25 protein-coding genes and 1 pseudogene are annotated in these 24,841 nt (G+C 44.0%); 14 read left to right on the forward strand and 12 right to left on the reverse strand.

Annotated elements, in window-relative coordinates; all coding sequences use genetic code 11:
* Window position 1: 1 nt before the first annotated feature.
* From KL866_RS06145 to moaB, 7 genes are all read right to left on the reverse strand, one after another.
* Window positions 2-1,213 (reverse strand): ATP-binding cassette domain-containing protein, encoded by a 1,212-nt coding sequence (locus KL866_RS06145; protein WP_214994036.1) that lies wholly within the window; start codon window positions 1,211-1,213, stop codon window positions 2-4.
* A gap of 1 nt (window position 1,214) precedes the next feature.
* On the reverse strand, window positions 1,215-1,910 hold the full coding sequence (modB, locus tag KL866_RS06150) for a molybdate ABC transporter permease subunit (RefSeq protein WP_214994043.1): 696 nt from the start codon (window positions 1,908-1,910) through the stop codon (window positions 1,215-1,217).
* Window positions 1,911-1,912: 2 nt separating this feature from the next.
* Window positions 1,913-3,121 (reverse strand): molybdate ABC transporter substrate-binding protein, encoded by a 1,209-nt coding sequence (gene modA / locus KL866_RS06155; protein WP_214994045.1) that lies wholly within the window; start codon window positions 3,119-3,121, stop codon window positions 1,913-1,915.
* Complete coding sequence (locus KL866_RS06160; protein WP_214994047.1) at window positions 3,121-3,594, reverse strand: molybdenum cofactor biosynthesis protein MoaE; 474 nt, start codon at window positions 3,592-3,594, stop codon at window positions 3,121-3,123. The genes modA and KL866_RS06160 overlap by 1 nt, the downstream gene beginning before the upstream one ends.
* 2 nt (window positions 3,595-3,596) lie before the next feature.
* On the reverse strand, window positions 3,597-3,845 hold the full coding sequence (locus KL866_RS06165) for a MoaD/ThiS family protein (protein WP_214994055.1): 249 nt from the start codon (window positions 3,843-3,845) through the stop codon (window positions 3,597-3,599).
* A gap of 154 nt (window positions 3,846-3,999) precedes the next feature.
* Window positions 4,000-4,479 (reverse strand): cyclic pyranopterin monophosphate synthase MoaC, encoded by a 480-nt coding sequence (moaC, locus tag KL866_RS06170; protein WP_214994056.1) that lies wholly within the window; start codon window positions 4,477-4,479, stop codon window positions 4,000-4,002.
* The gene (gene moaB, locus KL866_RS06175) at window positions 4,476-4,982 is read right to left on the reverse strand and encodes a molybdenum cofactor biosynthesis protein B (protein ID WP_118494234.1); all 507 of its coding nucleotides are present in this window, start codon (window positions 4,980-4,982) and stop codon (window positions 4,476-4,478) included. The genes moaC and moaB overlap by 4 nt, the downstream gene beginning before the upstream one ends.
* Window positions 4,983-5,106: 124 nt before the next feature.
* On the opposite strand from moaB, the gene KL866_RS06180 reads away from it, so the two are divergent.
* From KL866_RS06180 to KL866_RS06195, 4 genes are all read left to right on the forward strand, one after another.
* The gene (locus tag KL866_RS06180; RefSeq protein WP_214994058.1) at window positions 5,107-5,877 is read left to right on the forward strand and encodes a HesA/MoeB/ThiF family protein; all 771 of its coding nucleotides are present in this window, start codon (window positions 5,107-5,109) and stop codon (window positions 5,875-5,877) included.
* A gap of 91 nt (window positions 5,878-5,968) precedes the next feature.
* Complete coding sequence (locus KL866_RS06185) at window positions 5,969-7,087, forward strand: succinylglutamate desuccinylase/aspartoacylase family protein (RefSeq protein ID WP_025255503.1); 1,119 nt, start codon at window positions 5,969-5,971, stop codon at window positions 7,085-7,087.
* A gap of 264 nt (window positions 7,088-7,351) precedes the next feature.
* Window positions 7,352-7,819, forward strand: a complete 468-nt coding sequence (locus KL866_RS06190) for a DUF3592 domain-containing protein (RefSeq protein WP_025255504.1) — start codon at window positions 7,352-7,354, stop codon at window positions 7,817-7,819.
* 224 nt (window positions 7,820-8,043) lie between these two features.
* Window positions 8,044-8,481, forward strand: coding sequence for a GNAT family N-acetyltransferase (locus KL866_RS06195; RefSeq protein ID WP_214994060.1), 438 nt, complete (start codon window positions 8,044-8,046; stop codon window positions 8,479-8,481).
* Between the two features lie 182 nt (window positions 8,482-8,663).
* Here KL866_RS06195 and KL866_RS06200 read toward each other — a convergent pair whose 3' ends face one another.
* The 4 genes from KL866_RS06200 to KL866_RS06215 form a co-directional block, all read right to left on the reverse strand.
* A complete protein-coding gene (locus KL866_RS06200; RefSeq protein ID WP_214994061.1) occupies window positions 8,664-8,960 on the reverse strand; it encodes a type II toxin-antitoxin system RelE/ParE family toxin in 297 nt (98 codons plus the stop codon).
* Window positions 8,948-9,205 (reverse strand): type II toxin-antitoxin system Phd/YefM family antitoxin, encoded by a 258-nt coding sequence (locus KL866_RS06205; protein WP_214994063.1) that lies wholly within the window; start codon window positions 9,203-9,205, stop codon window positions 8,948-8,950. Before KL866_RS06205 ends, KL866_RS06200 begins: the two co-directional genes overlap by 13 nt.
* Before the next feature lie 93 nt (window positions 9,206-9,298).
* On the reverse strand, window positions 9,299-9,955 hold the full coding sequence (locus KL866_RS06210) for a hypothetical protein (RefSeq protein ID WP_025255507.1): 657 nt from the start codon (window positions 9,953-9,955) through the stop codon (window positions 9,299-9,301).
* A 15-nt stretch (window positions 9,956-9,970) separates the two neighbouring features.
* Window positions 9,971-12,418 (reverse strand): zinc-dependent metalloprotease, encoded by a 2,448-nt coding sequence (locus tag KL866_RS06215; RefSeq protein WP_214994065.1) that lies wholly within the window; start codon window positions 12,416-12,418, stop codon window positions 9,971-9,973.
* Window positions 12,419-12,723: 305 nt separating this feature from the next.
* Here KL866_RS06215 and KL866_RS06220 point away from each other — a divergent pair, with 305 nt between their 5' ends.
* The 6 genes and pseudogenes from KL866_RS06220 (at window position 12,724) to KL866_RS06245 (ending at window position 18,392) form a co-directional block, all read left to right on the forward strand.
* On the forward strand, window positions 12,724-13,569 hold the full coding sequence (locus KL866_RS06220; RefSeq protein ID WP_025255509.1) for an enoyl-CoA hydratase/isomerase family protein: 846 nt from the start codon (window positions 12,724-12,726) through the stop codon (window positions 13,567-13,569).
* Window positions 13,570-13,579: 10 nt separating this feature from the next.
* Complete coding sequence (locus KL866_RS06225; RefSeq protein WP_025255510.1) at window positions 13,580-13,822, forward strand: YdcH family protein; 243 nt, start codon at window positions 13,580-13,582, stop codon at window positions 13,820-13,822.
* A gap of 167 nt (window positions 13,823-13,989) precedes the next feature.
* Window positions 13,990-15,483 carry a tRNA 5-hydroxyuridine modification protein YegQ gene (gene yegQ, locus KL866_RS06230; RefSeq protein WP_214994066.1) on the forward strand — a complete coding sequence of 498 codons (1,494 nt, stop codon included), beginning with the start codon at window positions 13,990-13,992 and terminating at the stop codon, window positions 15,481-15,483.
* Between the two features lie 3 nt (window positions 15,484-15,486).
* Window positions 15,487-15,732 carry a YfhL family 4Fe-4S dicluster ferredoxin gene (locus tag KL866_RS06235; protein ID WP_214994072.1) on the forward strand — a complete coding sequence of 82 codons (246 nt, stop codon included), beginning with the start codon at window positions 15,487-15,489 and terminating at the stop codon, window positions 15,730-15,732.
* Between the two features lie 117 nt (window positions 15,733-15,849).
* A pseudogene (locus tag KL866_RS06240) lies at window positions 15,850-17,078 on the forward strand (aminotransferase class I/II-fold pyridoxal phosphate-dependent enzyme).
* A gap of 138 nt (window positions 17,079-17,216) precedes the next feature.
* Entirely contained in the window at window positions 17,217-18,392 is a 1,176-nt protein-coding gene (locus KL866_RS06245; RefSeq protein WP_214994074.1) for a trans-acting enoyl reductase family protein, read from the forward strand.
* 91 nt (window positions 18,393-18,483) lie between these two features.
* Here KL866_RS06245 and KL866_RS06250 read toward each other — a convergent pair whose 3' ends face one another.
* Window positions 18,484-19,665: a histidinol-phosphate transaminase gene (locus KL866_RS06250; protein ID WP_025255515.1), complete on the reverse strand. Its 1,182-nt coding sequence runs from the start codon at window positions 19,663-19,665 to the stop codon at window positions 18,484-18,486.
* Window positions 19,666-20,034: 369 nt separating this feature from the next.
* Here KL866_RS06250 and KL866_RS06255 point away from each other — a divergent pair, with 369 nt between their 5' ends.
* The 4 genes from KL866_RS06255 (at window position 20,035) to KL866_RS06270 (ending at window position 24,304) form a co-directional block, all read left to right on the forward strand.
* Window positions 20,035-20,298, forward strand: a complete 264-nt coding sequence (locus KL866_RS06255; protein WP_214994076.1) for a Rho termination factor N-terminal domain-containing protein — start codon at window positions 20,035-20,037, stop codon at window positions 20,296-20,298.
* A 92-nt stretch (window positions 20,299-20,390) separates the two neighbouring features.
* On the forward strand, window positions 20,391-21,875 hold the full coding sequence (locus tag KL866_RS06260) for a carboxylesterase/lipase family protein (RefSeq protein ID WP_214994078.1): 1,485 nt from the start codon (window positions 20,391-20,393) through the stop codon (window positions 21,873-21,875).
* Window positions 21,876-22,139: 264 nt separating this feature from the next.
* Entirely contained in the window at window positions 22,140-23,117 is a 978-nt protein-coding gene (locus tag KL866_RS06265) for a DUF1852 domain-containing protein (protein ID WP_214994082.1), read from the forward strand.
* Between the two features lie 146 nt (window positions 23,118-23,263).
* Window positions 23,264-24,304 (forward strand): methionine synthase, encoded by a 1,041-nt coding sequence (locus tag KL866_RS06270; protein WP_214994080.1) that lies wholly within the window; start codon window positions 23,264-23,266, stop codon window positions 24,302-24,304.
* Window positions 24,305-24,841: the final 537 nt, after the last annotated feature.

The following is a 24,841-nucleotide window of genomic DNA, read 5'->3' on the forward strand; positions in this document are numbered from 1 at the left end:
ACTAAGGCAATTTAAAACGCGCAATTACATGCATACCCTCTACAAGATTAAGCCGCTTAAGGGAGATACAGCTGATACTGGCGTAGAGGGTTTGGGTGCTGTCCAGTACGTTAAGCGTTAGTAATACTTTTGCGCTTTTAATGGTTCCTCGCCCAGTTTGAGGGTTATTTGCAGAGCCCTCTTTAGCGCTAAGCTCAAACGATACATGTTCGATACTAGATATAACGCACGGCAACGCGTTTAGAATACTGCTCGTGCTGGAATTACCAAATTCAACGGTATTGGTATCGACACTTACATCACAAGCTTTAACCGTAAACCGAACAAGAACCGGCGCGCCTCTTTGCTGAGGCAAATAAGAGACCGATCCTTCTGTAACAAAAATCTCGTGTCCTGCCACTGTAACGCGTTGGATGCCGTTTTCCGTCTGACACTGTTCATGATCTCGTAAGGGCAAAACATTTTGACCTTGTTGCGGTTCGCTACCGTATCTTTGGCCGATAACGGCGTTTTGTAACTGGTTACTATCTTGAGCTTTGCTTAGCGATGTAGCTTGTGTCCCTTCAAGTACACTAGAGGGCGTCTCAAAACCTTCTTTTTCATAGACTTGAGCCAATACATCGCGAGTATTACCACAAAGCTCAGTACGGCCTTGGTCAACATAAATTAGTTCATTACTGAATAATGCAAGATCATCTAAATCATGGGAAATAACGAAGCATGTAAGTTGCTCCGACACACATAACCCATGCAAAAACTGATAGATTTTGCGACGGGTAAAAATATCGATTGCGCTTAACGATTCATCTAGCAATAGTACATCAGGCCCGTTTACCAAGGCTCTCGCGATCGCTACCCGCTGAGCTTCTCCACCAGAAAGCGCTTGAACTGGTTTGTCGATTAAATGCTCGCTGCAACATCCGCGCAAACTCTCCTCAATAGACAGAGCATTCGAGCTTGCGTGGCGCTGTGCTAAGGCCAAGTTGCCACGCACATCGGTGTGGGGAAATAGCATAGGCTGCTGAAACACGATACCGACTTTTTTATCAGCCCACGGCGTTTGCACTTTTGCGCTTTTCTCTACACCAGCTAGGGCGCGAAACAAGCTGCTTTTCCCCGCACCAGACGGACCGGTAACCCCAATAAATCGGCTATGGGGCTGAAGTGAAATTTTAGCGTCAATGCGATTAGGTAGTAGCGCTGATATTTGCACGTTAACGCGCCTCATCGCTAGAGGTGAGACCGTTAAAACGGTAGAGCGCCGCAAGCATCACGAATGAGAATATCAGTAGGGCCAGTGCAAGGTTGTGTGCGTTGTCATATTCGAGCGCTTCTACCTGTTCATATAGCGCAATAGACAGCACTTGAGTTTCTCCTGGAATATTGCCACCTATCATTAATACTACGCCAAACTCGCCTATGGTATGGGCAAAGCTTAAGCCTAGCGCTACCACAATAGGAGCTTTGCTCAAAGGCAGCACAATTTTGATAAAGGCTTCACTGACTGAAAAACCCAGTGTTTTTGCCACATCTAGATAACGATTATCCAATTGCGAAAAGCCGCTATACAAGGGCTGTAAGGCAAAAGGAAGTGAGTAGATAACAGAGCCCAATACCAAACCTTCAAAGCTAAATGCTAAATTGCTCCCCGTTAGGCTTTGCCACCCCTGCCCCAGCGCACTTTGCGGCGAAAAAGCAATAAGCAGATAAAACCCCAGTACCGTTGGTGGTAGTACTAACGGCAATGCAAGTACAGACATAACAAAAGGTTTAGCTTTGCTCTGCCACTTAGCTAAAAACCACGCTAGCGGCAATGCAATTAACAGCAACAAACCACTGGTTATAAAGGCCAGCTTTAAGGTAAGTAATATGGCCTCTAGTGACGATGCTCCAAAAAATTCTGTGAGCATACTTAGATACCAACGCCTGATGCTATGGTGGGTTCGTAACCCCATTCGATTAAACTATGCTGCACCCCTTGCGACATTAAATATTGAACAAACAGACTGGGTGATGACACATCATTAGCGTCTGCCAAATTAAATGCCCTGGTTGTTTCAACGTCGTCTTTGTGAGCGGGCTCGTTAACTGGCGCTGTCGCATTTTTGATTGGACGTGGTTCGAACAGATTCGGTGATAGTGAAGCTGCTGTTTTACTGTTAACCACCAACGACTGAATAATGGGTTGATACAAGGTTTCTGGTACTGGAACGATGACAGTGGTGGAATTAGCAATCTTGGTGTTACCGGTAGTTGCAAGATTTGAAGGTAAATTTGAAGGCAAATCTAAAGCTAATGAGTAGGCAACGAACGCGCCTTTCACGCTGCCGGTAGTATAAAACTGCAAAGTTTGTAGCACGTTTTTACCCATTACTCGGTGCGGTAAAAACTGTTGCCATAGAGACAAGTTTTGCAGCGCCTGCTGAGCTGCGTCACCATAGGGCGCCAATTTAGGGTTCGCGATAGCTATTTTGTTTTGTGGGTTTTCCATTAATTGAACAAGCTGCTTAGACAAGCAATCGGTAAGCTGAACGTTTAGTTGTGCAGCTGTGTCTTCCGTAGATGAGCCCGCGATTTCTTTGCAATTTCTTTCGCTAGATGCCTCGTGCGATGCTTCACTTGATAAGTCGCCAGTATAGACAAACGCCAGCTTGCCTTTAGCGTAGTCCACCAGATTGCCGTGGTGAACTACGTTGTTATCAACCAAGGCTTGCGGCCTTGCGCGATCTGCAGATAAAAACACGTCGAAGCTAGCACCATGCTGAATTTGCGCATACAAAGTACCGCTAGAAGATACGGTTACCGCTACCTCTATACCGGTAAGCTCGGTAAACTGCTTAGCGATACTTTTTAGTGGCTTTGCGAAGTTTGCCGCAACAGCCACGTTGATTTTTTCGTCGCGCTTGAAAACAACTGAACCGCTTTGCTCACCGACATCGCTGTCGCTACTTTCACTTGTAAAAGCATTTACTGGCTCAAAGCCGGTTGCATGCACTGCAGAACTGGAAAAAGCCGTAACGCCTGGGGCTACACTTGGGCTTGCGCTTGCACTAACACTCACCAAAATAAGCATGGCCAAGTTAACAAAGCTTGAAAGACGCATTGCTAAAGAAAAAAACATTACTTTTTATGCATCCACTTAAGTGCCGCTTTATCGTCAGACGTTTTTGCCGCAACCCATTCAGATTTATCGCCCTTGAACTCTTTTTTCCAAAGGGGAACAGATTGCTTAAGCATGTCCATTAAATAGCTGGCCGCGTCAAATGCGGCTTGACGATGGGGAGCAGCGGCACCTACCCATACAATTTGTTCGTTGTTATATATGCGCCCTACTCTGTGCAGTGCGCCAGCGCTATTAAGTTCAAAACGATCTACAGCTTGCTCGAGAAGCAGCATTAATGCCTTTTCGGTCATACCGGGATAGTGTTCTAATTCGATACCATCTATATCGCCAGAATTATTATAATCTCGCACTAAGCCAGTGAAGGTAACGATAGCACCCGTGTTGCCTCGGGCTTTTTCATCTGCCGACTGTTTTAGCCTAGCGTAAAGCTCGCCCTGGTCGAAATCTTCAACTTGAACTAGCGCAAACATAACTAGCCCCCTGTCACAGGTGGAAATAGCGCCAGCTCATCGCCGTTGCTGAGTACGGTTTGCAGGTCGCAGAGTTCTTGATTGCAGGCAGTGAGCACACTGCCTTCTAGGGCTAATGCCCACTTGTCACTGCGCGTCTTAAGCTGAGATATTACGGCTTCAATCGTGCTGTTATCACTCAAATTAAGCGCAATATTGTCCTCTCCCGTAATCTCTCTGGTTTGTGCGAATGTTTTTACCGTTACCTGCATGCTTTGCCTGTTATGTACTTTGTTAAGGTCGCTTTGTGCGCGCTGATTGATCTTTTTAAGCCTCGAAAATGCATTGCGCCTAAAGTGCGTGGCTTTTCGAGTGCGTGTACGCTTTATGCACGTTACTTTTTTAGTTCACTGGCCTTTATAAAAACTAGGTATCAGACTGCCAGTGGCCAGTCTTACCGCCTTTTTTCTCCAGTACCCGAACCCCTTCCATATGCATAGCTGGGTCGATGGCTTTACACATATCAAATAAGGTTAGCAGCGCCACATTAACACCCGTGAGTGCTTCCATTTCAACACCGGTTTTACCGCTTAGCTTGCAATAGCAGGTGGCTTTAATTCGGTTTTGTTCAGCTTGAATGTCAAAATTAATATCCACCTTTGACAATGCCAATGGGTGACAAAGAGGAATAAGATCGGCACAGCGTTTCGCCCCTTGAATACCCGCTACTCGGGCAACAGCGAATACATCGCCTTTTGCAATTTTTGCTTCTGAGATTTGGCGAATAACGTCTTCGCTTACGTACAAGAACCCTTCTGCTGTGGCTTCTCGCTTAGTAACGCTTTTGTCGCTAACGTCTACCATGTTGGCTTCGCCACCAGCGTTTAAATGGCTAAAGGTACTCATGCTTCCACCAAATGCTTTACGAAGTTACACGGTCTGAAGTCGGCATCTAGCTGGCTAGAGATAATCTTTTCCCACGCTGTGCGACAGGCGCCTGTCGAGCCCGGCAGACAAAAAACAACCGTGTTATTGGCAAAGCCAGCTACAGCGCGAGACTGAATCGTAGACGTACCAATCTCTTCATAGCTAATTTGGCGGAATAACTCACCAAAGCCGTTCACTTCTTTGTCGAACAATACGCTGATGGCCTCTGGCGTTGAATCGCGATGCGTAAAGCCCGTACCACCGGTAATTAATACCGCGTGAATATTTTTGTCGGCAATCCACTTCGACACCACCGCGCGCTGCTGATAAATATCGTCTTTTACCAAATCGCGATCGTAAAGCTTATGGCCAACCGAAGTCAGTGCCTCTTTCAGGTAATCTCCCGACTTGTCGTTTTCAAGAGTGCGCGTATCGGAAATAGTAAGAACGGCTATATTAAGGGGTTGGCTGACAACTGACATATGAAATCCTAATTTGATATGCGACATTTTGGCGGTTTTTGATAAAGTACCAGCCAAAATACTATTTGGTAATCACTTTATAAGGGTGCATGCCATGAATTCAACAACTAAGTTGGCATAAACTATGTCTGAAAGCCTAACTAATCAGCAGGCTATGCGTTATAACCGCCATATTGTGCTTCCTAAAGTGGACCTAGACGGTCAAGAAGCGCTGCTAAACGCCAATATTTGTATCATTGGTATTGGTGGGCTTGGCACCGCGGCCGCCACTAGCCTTTGCGCCAGTGGCGTGGGCTCTCTTACCCTTATTGACCACGATACAGTCGAGGCAACTAACCTTCCAAGGCAAACCTTGTTTTGCGAGAAAGATGTAGGCACAAATAAAGTAGAGGCGGCTAAAGCGCGGCTTACTGCAATAAACAGCGACTGCGACATTACCGTGATGGCAGAACCGTTTTCAGCTTCTGACGCCGCCAAGCTTTCTCCAGCATTAAAACAGGCCATAGAAAATGCCGACGTGGTATTAGATTGCACCGACAATACAGACTCACGGGATTTGATTAACGTATTGTGCTTTAAACTAAATACTCCGCTGGTATCGGGCGCAGCCATTCGCTTTGAAGGCCAGCTTTTTGTAGCTATACCCGGTGAGAGCCGTTGCTATGCATGCTTGCGGACGCTATTTGAATCACCCGATTTAAGCTGTGTTGAGGCAGGTATATTCTCACCAGTAGTAAATATTGTTGGTACTTACCAAGCCATGTTAGCTATGCAAGTATTAATGGATTTCGATAATATTCCAAAAAACACGTTAATGACGTTTGATGCGCTATCGCATGAATGGCGAAACTGGAAGCTACCTAAAGGCGTGAACTGCGAGCTATGTGCTTGCTAACTATACGTACTTTCGCAGCACGAATAATAAAAGCTGTGTTGAAAAGCAGCATCTTTAAACAAAGAACAAGACAGAAAATAGGTTGATTTAAATGACAACCCAAGTAGTAAAAAAACACATGGTAGTGGCGCAAAACGCGTCTGGCCGTAACATGAACGTGCCAATTTATCGTATGAAGGGCGCGCGCCCTGGCCCCACCGTGTATATTCAAAGCTCTATTCATGGCGCAGAAGTGCAAGGCAACGTGGTTATTTACCATCTTATACAGCGCTTAAAAGACATGGATATTTGCGGCGAAATTATCCTAGTACCCAACTGTAATCCCATTGGAACTAACATTAAAGCTGGTGAGTACACGTTAGGCCGGTTCGACCCTGTGAACGGCACAAACTGGAACCGCGGCTATTTCTTCGATAAAGAAGCGGTTAAGCATTTCGCCAAAACGGTCACCCGCGAAGAGTCTATTGAAGGCATAAAACAACGTTTTCGTGCGCATCTTTCCAATGCTATCGACAACAAACTGGCCGAACCCTGGGGTTTAGGCTTGGCGCAGCAGCTAAACCTGAAACTACAACAAATGGCGGTAAACGCCGACTTTGTTCTAGATCTTCACAACGGCCCGGTGTCTACCCGTCACGTTTATATTCCCGAGTATGCCAAAGACAGCGCCAAGCTGTTTAACATCCCCCATTGTATTTTTATTCCAAACGTATTTGCGGGGGCGTTAGACGAAGCGACATTCTGCCCATGGTGGACACTGCAAGAAAGCATAAAAAGTAATTTAGAGCGCGAGATTAGCTTTAATGTGGAAGCTTTCACGCTAGAAATGGGTAGCCAAGAAGTTATCGACTTTAACGAAGGCAAAATAGACGCCACCAGCATTCTTAGCTACCTAAACGCTAAAGGTGTATTGCACGAATGCGATATTAAACCGAAAGCAATGCAGCGTTTAGGCGTGTACTTAAAAGACTATAAAACCCTGTATACTAACTGGGGCGGCATGGTGGAGTACATGGCGAAACCAGGCCAAACCGTCAAAAAAGGCGAACCGCTAGCGCAAATTTTAAATATCGACGACCTAGATACCGACAACGGCAGCAGGACGCTAGAAGCCCCTTGCGATTTAATTCCTATCCTGCACTTCCCTTCTGCTTCGGTATTAAGTGGAACGCAGTTGTATAAGGTGTTTACGAATTATCGGGAATTGTAGGCTTTTGTATGCAGATTCATAGTGTAAAACTCTAATTACAACATGGTTGACTAGAGTACCTAGAAAGTCTCACACAAATTACGAGTTTATTCTTTGAAGTGCACCCTGCCGTTCAATTTATTGTATTGAACGGCGGCGTTGTACCTTAAGGTACCTATTGGCTCGTAGGTCTTCTGTGTACGTAAACCGGACCTTGGTGCATTAAATTTTCCAAACCCAAGGTCAGTAGACTAACTTCAAGAATAAGTACATATTGAGCAGGTAATGGCGAAATATAAAAAACTCTACACAGCATGCTTGTTCATTAATTTGTTTCTTCTACCATTGTCTGCTTATGCGATGTTATTAGGTATAGCGTCTTATTTTTGGGACGAAGCTGAAGGGATAGTTTTGTCGGCTAGTAGAGTTGCAGTGAGGACTGGAAATAGTTACGTTGATGAAGCAGCAATAGAGTTCACTTATAGTGTTGATAACGTTCAGTACGTCTCAGATATAGTTTCACTCAACCCGAGAATCCAATTTAAAAATAGAACGTTTAGCTTAGAAAAGCTAAAACAATATGGGGCCGGCAAAAAGGTGAAAATTTTTTATCCGGCTCTTTACCCTATATATGGAGTGTTAGAAGTAGGCGTTAAGCCAAGTACCTTTTTTATGTTTTTTGTTTCCATGCTATTGCTACTTGCTGGGAGAATATTTAAAGGCAAAATTACTAAAATAAATAAGGTAACGTAAATTAAAAGCAATTTTATAAAGGCTCACTCTCTAGGACACTTTTTGAACTGATTTAAGTTTGCCTTGATCATAACGAAATGTGCCACTAGTGATAGCCGCTCGTGTACGTACAACTGACCTTCATAACTCTTTATCTGAATGAATAGATCTTATTCTTAAAAAAGGTAGTGTTACTATCAAGTCATAAGTGATGAGCATCTAAGCCCCTCAATAGGTAAGTATGTATGAAGTTAGATATCCGCTCGGGAACGATAGAAGAAGTTTTACAGGTTAATGTTCAACTTCCTGAGTTCGATGGAAGGACAACAGCGAGTAAAATAAGTACAAAATTAACAGGAAAAGCGCACTTAATTCTGGTCGCTAGCCACGGTGAAAAACCGATAGCATACAAAATAGGTTATGAGATTTCGGATACGGAATTTTACAGTTGGCTTGGCGGAGTCATACCAAATTACAGAAAAAAAGGTGTGGCCACTAAGCTTCGTGAGAAGCAAGAATCATGGGCGTTTAATCATGGTTATAGTACCATCAGTGTAAAGTCGATGAACCGATATCGAGCAATGTTACAATTGCTAATCTCAAATGGCTATTACATATCGGGCTATGAAGATAATGGTTGTGTTGCTAGTAGTAAAATCAAATTTATCAAGTACTTAAATTAAATAGCAGAATAAACGTTTTCATACATTATCGTTTATAGGATGCGAGTGACTATACTTTGTCTGAAGCAGACCTTAAATGTTCGATTCACGTATGTCCGATTTATTCTGCCAGAAGCCCTAGTCTTTAACCCTATCTACAAAAAAAAGCTGTATTCACCAAATGTACTTAAAATGAATCAACGCTAATCTAATAAAAAGCGTCTGAGATCTTGTTCTTGCCGCATTACATGCAAGATAAAGACTTTGCTACCCTCGAATTTATAAAAAATTCGACAGGGCTTCACATAAAGCTCGCGGTAATTTAGAGATGGTAATTCAGAAACTGACTTTCCTGATTTAGGATATTCCTCAAGCATATCTACTTTGGCGAAGACTTCTTTAACCAGTTGCTTTGCCGCAACTAAAGTAGAAACCGCTATGTATTCAGCAATATTGTCCAAGTCATTTAGAGCAGGTTCTGTCCATACTATTTCAGCCATTTATCCATTTTTTCTTTGGCCTGCAGGTTAGTTAAAACGTCATCATTTCTTATTGCCTGCTCACCTTTTGCAATACCTTCCAGAATCGACATGCGCTTTTGCATCATCTCATAATCATCAACATCAACTAAGTAAGCCGATGGCTGACCATGCTCTGTAATCAAAACAGGCTCTTTTGAAGAGTGCAGGTCTTGCAAAATCTTTGTGGCTTGTCTCTTCAATGTAGTAACTAATTCTACTTTCACTATGCAGGTTCCAGCTTTCAAATGTACCACTATAGTATCACTTGTCGATAACCACACAAGATTTCATTCACTCGGCGCAGATTTACAAGCTAACTAACCACACCCTACTTCACCCAAACTAACGCGATATTTAAATTCACCACGCTGATTAAATACGTCAAAACCATTATCAGAGGCTTTAAGCTCTATCTCCCGTACCCAATTTGTTTTTTCAATAAACCTTAGTTCATAGCGGTTTAAAGGAATTAGGCATTTTAGATAAAAATAATGGTAGGCCGTACCCATGGCACCTGGGTCTGCGGTAAACACGTAAATAGTGTTATTTTCTATTGCAAACTCTTTATGAAAGTAGTCTTGGTTAGTTCCAAGTGTTGCATCAATCAGTACACCTAATAGACCTATCACAATCTGAATAAGCGCCACTATTGCTAAAACACTGCTCAAAACAATAGATAACCATTTACTTTTAACAAGATGTCTAGAAGTACCGTGCTGCTTAAAAAGCAGGTACACACCTGCGCAAAGCGCTATAAGCTTAACTAAGGCTAACGCGTCGCCAACCTGTGACATGAACTTGGGGGAATGGTAGTTTAAGCCCCACAGCACACCGCCATGCAGACTTTCTACTAATGGAACTATTATTAGAAGTAGCACTGCGAGTAAGGTAGCAATCAAGGCCGCAAAGGTTTTTTGCGGCACTTGCTTGTTACTCGGGCTATGGTTTTGCTTTAATTGCGTTGTCCCTAACATTAATTATCAGCTTCCTTAAATCGGCGAACCTGGCGGCAGTGGCTCTACTTCAAAGCTACTTGGCCATGTCTTACTAGCCCAATATGTATCAAACTGCTCTTTCAGTATTTCATACTGATTGTCGTCAGCCTTATCGTCTAACCATTCGCTAAATTCAAGCAAGGCGAGTTCAGCTTCCATTCTTACTTCAGGCGCCAACTTATCGTTAGTTACTGCTTTCATCACCGCATTCAAAGCCACCAGCTGTAAGCGCTTTGCTAGTGGGCTTTGCGTCTTATTTTTATACCAGTGTACGCTAAGTATTTGCTTCACTAGCATTGAAACGCCTACTTTTTTGCGTCTATCGTTAGTGCTTCTTGTTTGCCACTCTAGGCGGTTCAAGCGTTCTGGGTGTAATAGCAACTCAAAAGCAAAGTTGGATGCCGAAGCTGCGGCAGAAACCGGGTCTAACATTAACCCCATTTTACCCTTAAAGTGCTCGCGGGTAATGTCGTCACCGTATGCTGTGGGTGGAATTAGTGCGAGTATAGATTCAGGAATAGTCAGGTAATCTGCGGTAGTAGCAGTAATTAATTGCTGCATAGCGCGTTGCTGAAGCGCGGGTGCTACAAACTGTTGGCCCTGCGCTTGGGTATAGTCACCTTTGCGCTCGTATTCATACACTAAACCGCCGACTTGCTTTGCTACGGCTTCTAGCTGATAGCGGTGTAGCAAGTAAATAGGCACTAAAGCATTTTCAAGGGACGACAAACTGCTGTTTGGGCTTAACGTATCTAAACCTAATTTGGCTAGCGCCAACTCGCGCACTTTTGAAATGTCGTCGAAGGCATCTAGCGGGTTGCTTCCGTTTTCCCACATATGGCCGTTTGCCGATGCATGGCGACTGCTGCGAGTATCTGGGTCTGATTTAAAGCTTAAGCCGTCGTTGCGACCTTTTACGATAATTTTTGCCAAGGCTTCGGCTTCCTCTACGGCGCTGGCGAAGTCTTGGTAACCATATGCTACAGCGTGTATATCCCATACGCCTATGCCTTTGTCATAAGCGCCTTCTAGGCTAATTTTGCCGTTTTTAATACTAATTTTTGGGTGAGGATAATCCATCACCGACGCACGGTTGTTTTCACTTGCTGCAAAATTGTGTGCTATTCCTAATGTGTGCCCTACTTCGTGAGCAGACAGTTGCCTAATACGATCTAATGCCATTTCTTGCTGCACAGTGGTGTCGGTGTTGCCGTCTTTAAATGGGCTGGTTAGGCCTAGGGCAATTAAATAATCTTGCCTTACACGCAATGAACCTAGCGTAACATGGCCTTTGATAATTTCGCCTGTACGCGGGTCAACAACCGACGAACCGTACGACCAACCACGCGTTGCGCGATGTACCCAGTTAATGACGTTGTAGCGCACGTCCATTGGGTCGGCACCTTCCGGCAATACTTTCACCTGAAACGCATCTTTATAACCTGCGGCTTCATAGGCTTGATTCCACCAGCTTGCGCCTTCTTTAAGCGCTGTCATGACCGGCTCGGGAATACCTGGATCTAGATAGTACACAATAGGCTCAACCGCTTCGCTCTTCGCCGCATGAGGTGTTTTCTTGTGTAAACGATGGCGGGTAATATACCGCTGTTCAGTAGGTTCACTAATCGGCGTTGAGTAATCAAAGTAGCTGAATTTCCAGTAGCCTGAGTATGGATGGTACTCTCTGGGCGTGTAATTATCGTCGGGCAGTGCCACAAACGAGTGATGTAAGTGCACAGTCAAACTTTCTGGGTCGGGCGTAACTTGCTGCACGTATTCGCCCGGCTTTTTACCAGCAAAAGTGACTAAAGCTTCTAGCTCAGAGTTTTTTTCAAAGCCTTTGGTTTTAGGTAGGTATACGCCGCTTCTCATTTTATCGACGCTGAAGCTACCTTGACTAGTGCGCGCCATACGATTTCCTATACCGTGAATATCACTTAAAAGAAACGGCGTATAGTCAATAAGGCTGGCGCTTTCGTTTTTCGCCACCAATTTAAAGCCCGCAATGACAGAGTCAGCAAAGGCTTCGTTGATGCTTTGTTTTTCAGCGTCACTGCCGTGGGCTGCCCGATATTTGGTATTGTGCTGCTTCAATAAAACCTTGTTGCCAAATTTTTCAAAGCTAACTAAGCGCGTGTCGCCAAGCTGTCCGCGATCAAGGCCAATGTCGTTTGAGCCTACGCCATATGGCAAACTACTTTGAAACAAATATTCGGCGTGCCGTGTTGGCACCGCCAAGTAAACCTTGTCGCTTTCATCATCATAGTAAACGGGGATTAACCCGTCTTTCTTGGTCATTTCGCTGGTGAATTCGTTGATGCTTGGTAACGCTGCCCAAGCTGAAGACGTAGACATGAAAAACAATACCGTAAACGCAATAGCCGATTTAGTCGATGCTTTTACCTGTAACGCCGCTTTGTGGAAAATGTTCAATTGCAGCATGCAGTTAGTTCCTATTATTGTGAATTTCTAGCCTACCCTATGTAAGGTATTTTGCCCATGGTAATTTGTCGTTTTGTCAGCTTTTTAGCCATGCGTTTCTGCTTTGTTTCCAAACGGCCGATTTGCTTACTATTTTTAATTTAGATGGTTCCGCTCATAAAATTAAATCCTTGCCACAATTATCAATATTAAATTGAAACAGATTGAATTTAATGAGCAATTATAAAATTTAAGACATATTGCTAAGCTAATGTTCGTACCGGTACACAAAATTATTCAAATTATAAAATATGAGGTATGTAACAATGGCGTATGAAGGCTACAGAACATTTAAAGCAAACCAAGACGGCGCAATTCTTACCGTGATTTTCGACTTTGGCCCTGTAAACGTTCAAGGTCAAGAAATGCTAGAAGACTTGATGGGTCTAGCCATGCGACTTGAACGCGACAGAAGCGTAAAAGTAGTAGTATTTCAATCTGCTCACCCCGAAATTTGGGTATGTCACTACGACACTAACCTACTTAAAGACATGTCTACAGAGCCACTCTCTAGGCAAGACGCTGACTTACTTGACCTACAAATGGTGCTTCAGCGAATAAGCCACTTGCCGCAAGCCACTATTGCAAAACTGGAAGGCGTTGCTCGTGGTGGCGGTCATGAACTTGCACTTGCATGCGATATGCGTTTTGCAGTTCGAGGTAAATTTAAGTTTATGCAGATGGAAGTGGGTATGGGAATTTTGCCCTGTGGCGGTGGAGCATCGCGCATGGCAAGACAGGCTGGGCTTGGCAGAGCGTTAGAGATTATTTTAAGCGCCCGTGACTTTACTGCCGATGAGGCTGAAGCCTACGGTACCATAAATAAAGCTATGGAAGCCGAAGAAATTGGCCCGTACGTAGATGCTTTGGCTAGACGAATAGCACTGTTTCCAGCTGAGTCTATCAACGCATGTAAACAAGCGGTCTATGAATCTATCGACAAGCCTATAAACGAAGCGTTAAAAGCAGAAGCCTACTGGCTTTATCAAGCCACCAGCAAAACACCTGCCGTGAAGCGCTTTGCAGAAGCAGATAGACAAGGGCTTCAATTTGACTTAGAAAACCAGCGTAACTGGAACGACTTGGTTGTTGCAGTTCAGGATATTAAATAGGAGAACAATTATGTTAGGCGAAAACCACTCACTACTATGTGACTTTCCAGAACACAAAGAAACGATTAACCGTTTGAATGCGAATAGCACTGACTTTGCCGAAAAAGCAAAACGCTATCACAGCTTAGATGAAGAAATTAGAAACCTTGAAGAGCTTGGTTCGCCCGCAAGCGATGAGACACTCCACCAGCTAAAACACGACCGCGCCGAGTTGAAAGATGTACTTTATCAGGTGTTGTTAGACGGTAAGTAAAATATCCTTGTTATGCACTTCATGTGCCCTTAAATAATGTAGTGCCTCAATTGAGGTAACTACTTTATTTGATCTCTATCAAACCCTCGCCCGTTTAGGCTTGAGAGCGTATGTTACGGCTTATAGAATCCGCCTCTTTGTTTAAAGCGTCTAATAGCGGTTTTTATATGACTCCACCAGTTACACCTAATTCTAACTCTTCAATTAAACGCGCAGCTGAATCTAAATTCAAAACTGACAAACTAGTCACACCAGAGCTATTAGCGCCTGCGGGCAGCTTGCGTAATATGCGCTACGCTTTCGCTTATGGGGCTGATGCGGTTTACGCTGGGCTGCCGCGCTACTCACTGCGTGTAAGAAATAACGAATTTAGCCTTGAAAATTTAGCGATAGGAATAAAAGAAGCACATGCTTTAGGTAAAAAGTTTTATGTTGTAAGCAACATCGCTGCGCACAACAGTAAGCTTGGTACCTACCTTAAAGATATTTCACCGATAATTGCTATGAAGCCTGATGCGCTAATTATGTCAGATCCTGGGCTTATAATGATGACGCGCGATGCCTTCCCTGAAATACCGATTCATCTAAGTGTTCAGGCCAATGCCGTAAACTATGCCGCCGTCAAGTTCTGGCAAAATCAAGGCATTGAGCGCGTTATATTGTCGAGAGAGCTCTCTTTGGAAGAAATTGAAACTATTCATGATCAGGTTCCAGATATGGAATTGGAAGTGTTTGTGCATGGCGCACTTTGTATGGCGTATTCGGGGCGCTGTTTATTGTCCGGATATATGAATAAACGCGATCCGAATCAAGGCACGTGCACCAATGCTTGTCGATGGACTTACGATGTTAAGACGGGCGAAGAAAATGAAACCGGAGATATTGTTCAAGCCATTGAATTTGATAAAGCGGGCTCCGCACCTCAGACGGTAATTCCCACCCTGGGAGAAGGCACGCCAAGCACGCAAGTGTTTATGTTAGAAGAAAAAGAAAAGCCCGGCGAAATGATGCCTGCTTTTGAAGACGAACATGGCACGTATATTATGAATTCTAAAGATTTACGTGCCGTGCAGCATGTGGACCGTTTGACCAAAATGGGCGTTCATAGCTTAAAAATAGAAGGGCGCACAAAATCGCACTACTACTGCGCGCGAACAGCGCAAGTTTATCGCAAAGCAATTGACGACGCGGTAGCAGGAAAGGCATTTGATAGTGCGTTAATGGGAAGCTTGGAAACCTTGGCCCATCGAGGTTATACCGAAGGTTTCTTGCGTCGTCATGCGCACCAAGACTATCAAAATTATGAGTATGGACACTCTGTTAGCAATAGGCAGCAATTTGTGGGTGAAGTGCTAGGTAGCTGTGAAGAAACTGGCTTTACAATAATTAATGTTAAAAACAAATTCTGTGTGGGCGACTCGCTAGAATTGATGACTCCAAGCGGTAACATCACCTTCACACTGGATGAAATGCTGGATGAGAAAAAACATAGCACTAGTAATGCTAAAGGTTCGGGACATCAAGTAAGAATACCGCTACCTAGAAATGTGCCTCTAGATTTTGCTCTACTTCTGCGAAACCTAGATGAAGGCGTTGATACCCGAAATCCGTTTAGCAAAACGGCTACTACCGTAAATCCCCAAAACATGAGCGAAAAATAAAGCATGGCACTTCATATTCTGAATAGTTGCATCAACTGCGACATGTGCGAGCTAGAATGCCCCAATGCTGCTATTAGCATGGGCAATAAAGTGTATGAAATTGATCCATTGCGTTGTACGGAATGCGTTGGCCATTACGATGCCCCTACTTGCGTAGCGGTGTGCCCTATAAATGTTGTTAAGCCAGACCCTAGCAATAAAGAGTCGCTAGACGAGCTGGCAGAAAAGTTCATTCGTTTAAGCAGCTAAGGCCAAAGCAAGCCAACGGATTAGTTGAATTTTTCAAAGAATTATCTTGAATCACAACCAAGAGTAAGCCCTAATTGCAGCACTAATTCAATCGGCATTACTTATAAGGATTTTATTTTGAAGTTTGCCTCTCGCGCTACTGCTATTTCTCCTTTTCTTGCCATGGCCTACGGTGAAAAAGCCACAGTACTTGAACAGCAAGGTAAAGACGTTATTCGACTAAATCTTGGTGAGCCTGATTTTGGCGCACCCGCTCCCGTACTTTCGGCAATGAAAGAAAGTTTGAATACCCCAGATTTTCCCTATACCTCTGCATTGGGTATTCCAAAACTACGTCAATCAATCGCTAGCTTTTATGAAACCCAACATGATGTAAAACTAAGCCCATCACGAGTCGTAGTTACCGCTGGTGCTTCAGGCGCGCTACTTTTGGCAAGCGCCGCTTTAGTAGAGTCTGGCGACAACGTAATATTGGGCGACCCTTCTTACCCGTGCAATCGACGCTTTTTAAACGCGTTTGCGCAGAGGTGACGCTAGTACCAACACGTAGTGAAGATAGCTTTCAACTGACTGCCGAAAGTGTTGCCGATAATTGGAAACACAACACTAAAGGCGTGCTTATCGCCACACCTGCCAACCCTACAGGCACGGCGATAGATACAGACGAATTAGTTAAGATTGGACAATACTGCAAAGCCAAAGGTGGCTTTTTAATTGTTGATGAAATTTATTTAGATCTTTCACTTTCTAATGATTTGGATGCTCGAACTCATACTGGAGCTTCTCAATCAACCAACAACAAAGATGTTAAACTTCAAACCGTACTTGCCAACTCAGAACTGCAGGACACTGTGGTAGTTATAAATAGCTTTTCAAAATACTTTGGGATGACGGGCTGGCGTCTTGGCTGGTGCGTGGTGCCTGAGACTATGACCCCAATAGTCGAAAAGCTCGCGCAGAATTTGTTTATTTGCCCCTCTACCCTCTCTCAAAAAGCCGCCCTTGCGTGCTTTACCCCTGAAGCCTTGGCGCAGTGCGAGCAAAACCGTAACACGCTAATAGAGCGTGCATCTCTTGTTTTTAATGCAGTTCAAAATATGGGGCTTAGTTTGGATGCTCAGCCCGACGGCGCGTTTTACGCTTACATCAACATTAAGCATACAGGCTTAAGTGCTATCGAATTCTGTGACGCTCTGCTATCGCAGTATCATGTGGCGCTGACACCGGGCAATGATTTTGGCGAGCATAATGCAGATCATTATGTAAGGCTTTCTTTCGCTACTAGTATAGAGCGCTTAAATGAAGGCTTAACGCGGTTGGCTAGGTTTGTTGAGGCATTAGCCTAGCGGCTCTTTGTATCCACTGTTTAATTTCGTGAATAGACAAATATTACCTAAAAAAATGATAGATATGGGCGCTTGTGCGTATATTGGGAAGTACATTTTGATGACACGTATCGAAACGGAATAAAACAGGACAAAACAATGAGTAACGAACGCGAATTTGATGTAGTTATCTTCGGTGCTACAGGTTTTACAGGCAAACTAGTGGCTGAGTATTTTCAGGCGCAGTATGGCAGTGACAGCAATGTTAAATGGGCAGTTGCAGGTCGTAACGAGGCTAAACTTAATGATGTAAAACAAGAACTAGGCATTAGCGATAGCGTTGCTAGCATTGTAGCCGACGGTGATGATGCCGAGGCACTTGACGCAATGACAAAGCGCACAGCCGTTGTACTGACTACCGTAGGGCCTTATCAAATTTACGGCGAAAAATTACTCTCAGCTTGTATTGATAATGGTACGGGCTATACAGATCTTTGCGGTGAGCCAGCCTGGATGCACCAAATGATCAATAAGTACGAAGCGAAAGCCAAAGAAACTGGCGCAAACATTGTGTTCTCTTGTGGCTTCGATTCTGTACCTTTTGATTTAGGCGTTCACTACCTACAAGCGCATGCGAAAAAGCAAACTGGCGATGTGATTGAATACGTTAAAGGTCGCGTTCGCAAAATGCAGGGCACGTTCTCTGGCGGTACAGCTGCTAGCCTAAAAGCAACCATGGCAGCAGCGCACAAAGACAAGTCAGTAATGGCAGCACTTATCAACCCTCTATCGCTAACCGATGGTTCGACTAATCAACCACAGCCAGATGGCAACAAACCTTATTTTGACGAAGAGTTAGGTACGTGGGTAGCGCCATTTATTATGGCGGCTATCAATACTAAGAACGTGCACCGCTCTAACTACCTAGCTGGCTACGCTTACGGTAAGAATTTCCAGTACGATGAAATGATGATGACGGGGCCTGGCGAGAAAGGTGAAGCCATGGCAAACCACGTAGCTAAAGATAAGTCGCTGGCTAGCGATGATGGCCCTAAACCTGGAGAAGGCCCAAGCAAAGAAGAGCGCGAGAACGGTTTTTACGATGTGATGTTTGTAGGCACAGCCACCAATGGTGATATGCTAGCGGTATCGGTTAAAGGCGATAAAGACCCTGGTTATGGCTCTACCAGCAAGATGATTTCAGAATCGGCGCTTTGTTTGTGTAAAGACGTAAACCTAACTGGGGGCTTTTTCACACCAGCAGCAGCCCTAGGCGATAAGTTAATTAGTCGCCTAGAAGAAAAAGCAGGCTTAACGTTTGCTATCGAAAAGTAGCGCGTATTTTCGCACAACTAATATGAAAAAGGCTGAACACAAATAGTGTTCAGCCTTTTCTTTCTGTGCTAGGTGTTTATTGTTGTTGTTTCTAAGCAAGTACCGCTTTTAGTGCTTTAACGCACGCGTCTGTTTCTGCTGGCGTACCCACACTTATTCGCGACCATGAATCGTAACCTGGCCAGGTGCGCCCTACTACCTTTATACCCTGAGCTTTCATTTTCTCCGCAAACTTTTCGTGCGGCATACCAGTATCCATGTAAATGAAATTCCCTTGTGGATTCGGCGCATATGGCTGCTTTAATTCTTCGGCGACTTTTACTAACTTGTCACGTTCAGTTTTAATCCGTGAACGCATGTTGTTTAGGTTCGCGTGGTCATCCATGCTAGCCATACCCGCAACGAGTGCCAAGTAGTTTACGCCCCCCATACGCAGCATACCGCCCATGCTCTTTGCTTGTTCAGCCGGCATTATGGCGTAACCTAGACGCTGGCCTGCCATGGCGTGAATTTTCGAAAACGTACGGCAGATTACTACATTGTGCCCTTCTGAAATAAGCTTCGACTGAACGTTAGCTGGGTAAGCGTCAGACATTTCAATATAAGCTTCATCTATAAAAACTTGCGCTTTCTTCGACACGCGTTTAGCAAAAGCGGTAAGTTTGGCCGCATCTACCATGCTGCCTGTCGGGTTATTTGGGTTACACACATAAACGGCGGTAGTGTCTTCAGTCACTGCTGCTTCAATGGCGTCTAAGTCGAAAGTCATGTCATTAGCGAGGGGAACGTAAGTGACATCTGCCCCCATAAATTCAGCGCCTCGCGGCACGCCTTCATAGGTTGCCATAGACGTTACTAGCTTATTACCATTTTTCGTGATCCAGTCGGCATAGCCAAAAAGAATAGGTGAAGAACCGTTAGTGATAACGATTTGATCAGCGGATACGCCTTCTTGCTTAGCGATTTTTTGCGCTAACACTTCAACCGTAGCGTCAGTATATCGAGCAAGATTCAAAAGCTCGCTTTGCATAGCTTTTGCTGCTTTCTTTGACGGCCCAAAGGCGTTTTCATTCGACGATAAGCGAATAAGGCCGTCATTAACGTTAGGTGTAGCTGATGGAAAATGTTCAGTAGGCATGCCCGCCGCACGAAGGTCGCCCATGAAACTGTCGACACTGGTGGTTAGCGCTACCGCTCCAGCACCTAAACCCATTGATTTTAACCAATTACGACGTGAAGAGTTCACCGTGGTTTGTTGTACGTTCTTATTCATATTTCGCTCTGCCTTCCATCTACATTTTCTTTAGACTAATGGCTTAATTTTCAACGCGCAATAGCTTAAAAACGCTAAACCATTGACATGAATGCCCTTTTTACGTGCATGAGACGCACTAAAATTGACAACATAATAAGTTTTAACGTGTTAAGCCGTTACATTACGGTGCAGCGTTATTTTGAGTATTTTAGCGTTTGCGATGAGTGACATTTTTATAGCGTTAGCGATGCGCTGATTTCTATCGGCCTTTAAAGATGTTCAATAAATACGGGTCAAAAACAAATGCGTAAACCATCTTTATAAATAACAAGTATGAATAAATAGCAAAATGAGTAACTAATACAGTCTGCAAAACAGGAGTTAACTATGGCTAAGGATCACGGTACCCAAATTAAAAACGACGACACATACGAAGCCTTGCGCGATGAAGGCTATAGTAAGGAGAAATCAGCACGCATTGCCAACGCACAAGCTAACAGTGAGCAAACACCGTCAAAGGACGGTGGAAAAGGTATGAAGTACGAAAACCGTACTAAAGATGAGCTGTATGAAAAAGCCAAAGAAGTAGGTATTGAAGGCCGCTCGAACATGAGTAAAGAGCAATTAATCAAAGCGTTGCGCAACCATTAAAGGAATAGACTATGGACAGCCCATATAGACTGCTCTGCTTTTGCTCAATATTGCTTATTGCTGCAGCTTCCCCCCTCAGTAAGGCGACAAGTATGTCAATGAAAACAAATGACACCATTACAATCTTAACTCATCTTGGCAAGGTACAAGGCAGTCTTAAAAATAATGTTGTTACTTTTTACGGCGTCCCCTATGCAGCTGACCCTTTTGTCAAAACTAAACGCTTTCAAGCACCAGAACCGATAAAACCGTGGCAAGGTGTACTGCGCGCAATAGAGATGAAACCGCCAGTACCACAGCCAGGGCGAGGAAAGAATGTGAAATTAGTCGGCGCACCTGGCGACTTAACCGTAAATATTTGGGCGCCTGAAGACGCGTTTTCAGATAATAATCAAAGGCCTGTTATGGTATGGCTTCCAGGGGGTGCTTACATTAGAGCGGACGCAGGAGAAGGTGTTTATGATGGGTCACATTTTGCCCAAAAGGGAGTAGTAATTGTCACTGTCAATTACCGAGTAGGCGTGGATGGTTTTATGCATATCGATGGTGCCCCTGATAATCGGGGTACTTTAGATCAAATTCTTGCCCTTAAGTGGGTTAAAAACAATATTGAAGATTATGGTGGGGATCCAAGCAACATCACCTTATTCGGGCAGTCAGCCGGCGCAAGCAGCGTAGCAATCCTACTTGGTAGCAGTCGGGCAAATACCCTGTTTGATAAAGCCATAATGCAAAGCCCCCCTATGCAGGCTATTTCTAAAGCGCAAGCCGCAGAAGTGACACGAGCATTTGCGAAAAAATTGAGTATCGAACCTACACTGGCAGCACTATCAAACGTGCCGTTTGAGGCATTAGTCAAAGGCGTGGTAGATATCGGTAACGCTATTAAAAGTCGTCGTGAATGGGGGATGCTATCATGGGGCGGTACCGCATTCTTACCCGTAGTTGATGGCGAGCTGATCATCAATTCACCAATGTTGAGCCTCAAAAACGGTGCTAACCCGTCTATTCCAACCATCGTCGGTAGTACAGATCAAGAATCGAGATTGTATTTAGTGCCGAGCAATGAAATTGAAACGATTGACGAGAGCAAAGTGTCGCTTTTCTTACATGATTTAAACTTGGGTGAGGATGCACGAAAGGTTTACAAAAAAACCGGTCATGATTCCTATGGCGATATCTATGCTGACATTCAGTCTGATTATACCTTTAGAATGCCAGCTATCCAGATAGCAGAGCTTCTAACTGAAAGTGGCAGTACTGTATGGAAATACAACTTTGGCTGGAAGTCGGGCGCTTACGATGGTGAGCTGGGAGCCGCGCACTTTGTCGATGTACCTTATACGTTCGATACTATAGATACAGAAGAAGCAAGTAATTTTGTTGGCGACAAACCTTCTGAAAACCTGAGTCAGACGATGCAAAACTATTGGGTAAGATTTGCAAAAGTGGGGGAGCCAGGATGGAGCGAATACACCAAAGGTAGCCGAAAAACTATGCGCTTCGACAACCAGTCGGTTGCGGAAGAAGATCCTAACAAGCTGAAACGGGCGTTGTGGAAAGCGTTTGAGTTTTGAGTATTTACGTTTGTCTTAGCACTAGATATTGCGACGAAAAATAGAGAAATTTTCAACTCTATCTCTACGATAATTGGTTTGAATCTATTTTTATACCTCTAGTGCTTTTCACCCCCCTCAAATAATGATAAATATTCATGGTTCGATGAAAAAAGATCATTTTTATTCATAGTTTAGACCGCGTATAACGTACGTACAGCACTTAGGGCTCCACTACATTCGGTTTAATCTTAGGAACAAAAGCGTATTCTCATGAACAACAACGTGAACCCAAATTTTTCTTTTACTATTAACAGCGTTCAGTTTAATGAAGATTATCGTCCTTCAGACAACACGCGCATTACTACTAATTTTGCTAATTTAGCGCGAGGCGAGCGCCGGAAAGAGAACTTACGCGATGCGTTGAGCATGATTAACAATCGATTTAACGCGTTAGCTAACTGGGACAATGAGCGTGGCGATCGCTATGCCGTTGAACTAGAAATAGTATCGGTAGATATCGACGTAGAGGGTAACGGCAACACCTTCCCTACTATCGAGATTTTGCAAACTAACATTATCGATAAACAAACGGGGAAGCGTACCCAAGGTATTGTGGGCAACAACTTCTCGTCTTATGTTCGAGATTATGATTTTAGCGTTCGTCTATCTAACCATAACCGTGGTCAATCGTCATTCAGCGTACCTAACGATTTTGGCGATCTACACGGTAAACTGTTCCAGTACTTTGTTAACTCAGAAGCCTATAAAGCGCATTTCTCAAAGCTCCCTGTTATTTGCTTAAGCGTTTCCGATAACAAAACCTATCGCAGAACGGAAAACCAGCATCCAGTTTTAGGCATTGAATACCAACCTAACGAGTCCTCGTTGACCGAGCAGTATTTCAAAAAGATGGGCTTAAACGTTCGTTATTTTATGCCGCCTAACAGTGCTGCGCCTTTTGCGTTTTACTTCTTTGGCGATTTACTGAACGACTACACAAACTTAGAACTTATAAGCACTATCGCGACGATGGAGACCTTTCAGAAAATCTATCGTCCTGAAATCTACAACGCTAACGCACAAGCAGGTTTAAGCTACAAACCGAATTTGAAAAATAGCGACCACTCGGTAACACGCATTGTGTACGACCGCGACGAGCGCAGTCACCTCGCCGTTGAACAAGGCAAGTTTGTAGAAGAGAACTTTATTAAGCCCTATCAACATAAGCTGGAGCAATTCACGGCAAGTTACGCCAGGTAAATGCTCTAACACTGGCAATTGGCAGTTTGCGTGTTACCAATTGCACCGTACAGTTCGCTCAGATTGAGCCTCTAGTTTTTGACGGGGCGGAACAGTTAGCCCCATCTGCATCCATATAAATTACTGACTTAAAGATTACGAATCACATGAAAAAACTACTTCCCACCTCTATTGCAGGCAGTCTTCCCAAACCCTCATGGCTTGCAGAGCCTGAAACGTTGTGGTCGCCATGGAAACTAGAAGGTAACGCCCTAAAAGAAGGTAAAAAAGACGCGCTTCGCGTTACGCTTCAAGAACAGGCTGTGTCTGGTGTCGACATAGTATGTGACGGTGAGCAAACCCGTCAGCACTTTGTAACCACGTTTATTGAGCATCTTGACGGTGTTGATTTTGAAAACCGCAAAACCGTGCGTATACGCAATCGTTACGACGCCAGCGTACCTGTCGTAACGCAAGCAGTTACACGGCCCAAATCGGTGTTCGTTGAAGACGCTAAGTTTTTACGAAGCCAAACCGATCAGCCTATTAAATGGGCGTTGCCCGGCCCAATGACTATGGTTGATACTTTGTATGACGATCACTATAAAAGCCGAGAAAAGCTCGCGTGGGAATTCGCCAAGATTCTAAACCAAGAAGCGAAAGAACTAGAGGCTGCTGGTGTTGATATTATTCAGTTCGACGAACCCTCATTTAACGTCTTCTTTGATGAAGTAAACGAATGGGGAATTGCTGCACTAGAGCGCGCTATTGAAGGGCTAAAATGTGAAACCGCGGTACACATTTGCTACGGTTACGGCATTAAAGCAAACACCGACTGGAAAAAAACGCTAGGCTCAGAGTGGCGTCAATACGAAGAAAGCTTCCCTAAGCTAGCAAAGTCGAACATCGATATAGTGTCATTGGAATGCCACAACTCCCATGTTCCTATCGAGCTCATATCCTTGCTAAAAGGAAAGAAAGTGATGGTTGGTGCCATTGATGTTGCCACCGATACCATAGAAACCCCAGAAGAAGTGGCCGCTACTTTGCGCGAAGCTTTGAAGTACGTAGACGCAGATAAACTCTACCCTTGTACCAATTGTGGTATGGCTCCCCTGTCACGAGATATTGCAAGAGGCAAACTTGAAGCACTTAGCGTTGGTGCTGCGATAGTAAGACAAGAATTAACGCAAAAGATCAGTGCATAACAATCTTCCCGTTTCCCCCTAATCAGCATGACTTAAACGCTTTTCGGGGGGATTTTTTCCTTCTAAATCTCGATGAAATAACCCTCCGTTAGCTAGTTTTGAGTTAAACAAAAAATTAAGCATTTACTACACTTGACATAGTCAATACTTGCTGGCGTTTAAATTAGAGTAAAAACACTTGAAGAATAAGTAGCGATTACTCAACGTTAAGAAACGCACAACAAAAGCGAATACTGATTAAATTGCACACAACCCACATGTTAGATTTAAAAAACCATTAACAAGCATGTTAACAATTCAAAAGTTAGCGATGAAACATCAATTAATTGAGTTGAAATGCAGAACGAATTAAAGGCTGGTGAAAGATAATTCAGAACTGATAATAAATCTAACGTCACCTGAAAAAAAGAACTTGACTAAAACCATTACAGACGAACGAAAACAGCATAAATAAAGAGCTGTAGAGAAAGAAAAAACGCTATGGGTAATTATTAACCACACTTTGTTTAATATTAATACGCCCCTCTGTACATAAAG

Source organism: Alteromonas sp. ALT199 (assembly GCF_018619335.1).
In the GTDB taxonomy this organism is placed as follows: domain Bacteria; phylum Pseudomonadota; class Gammaproteobacteria; order Enterobacterales; family Alteromonadaceae; genus Alteromonas.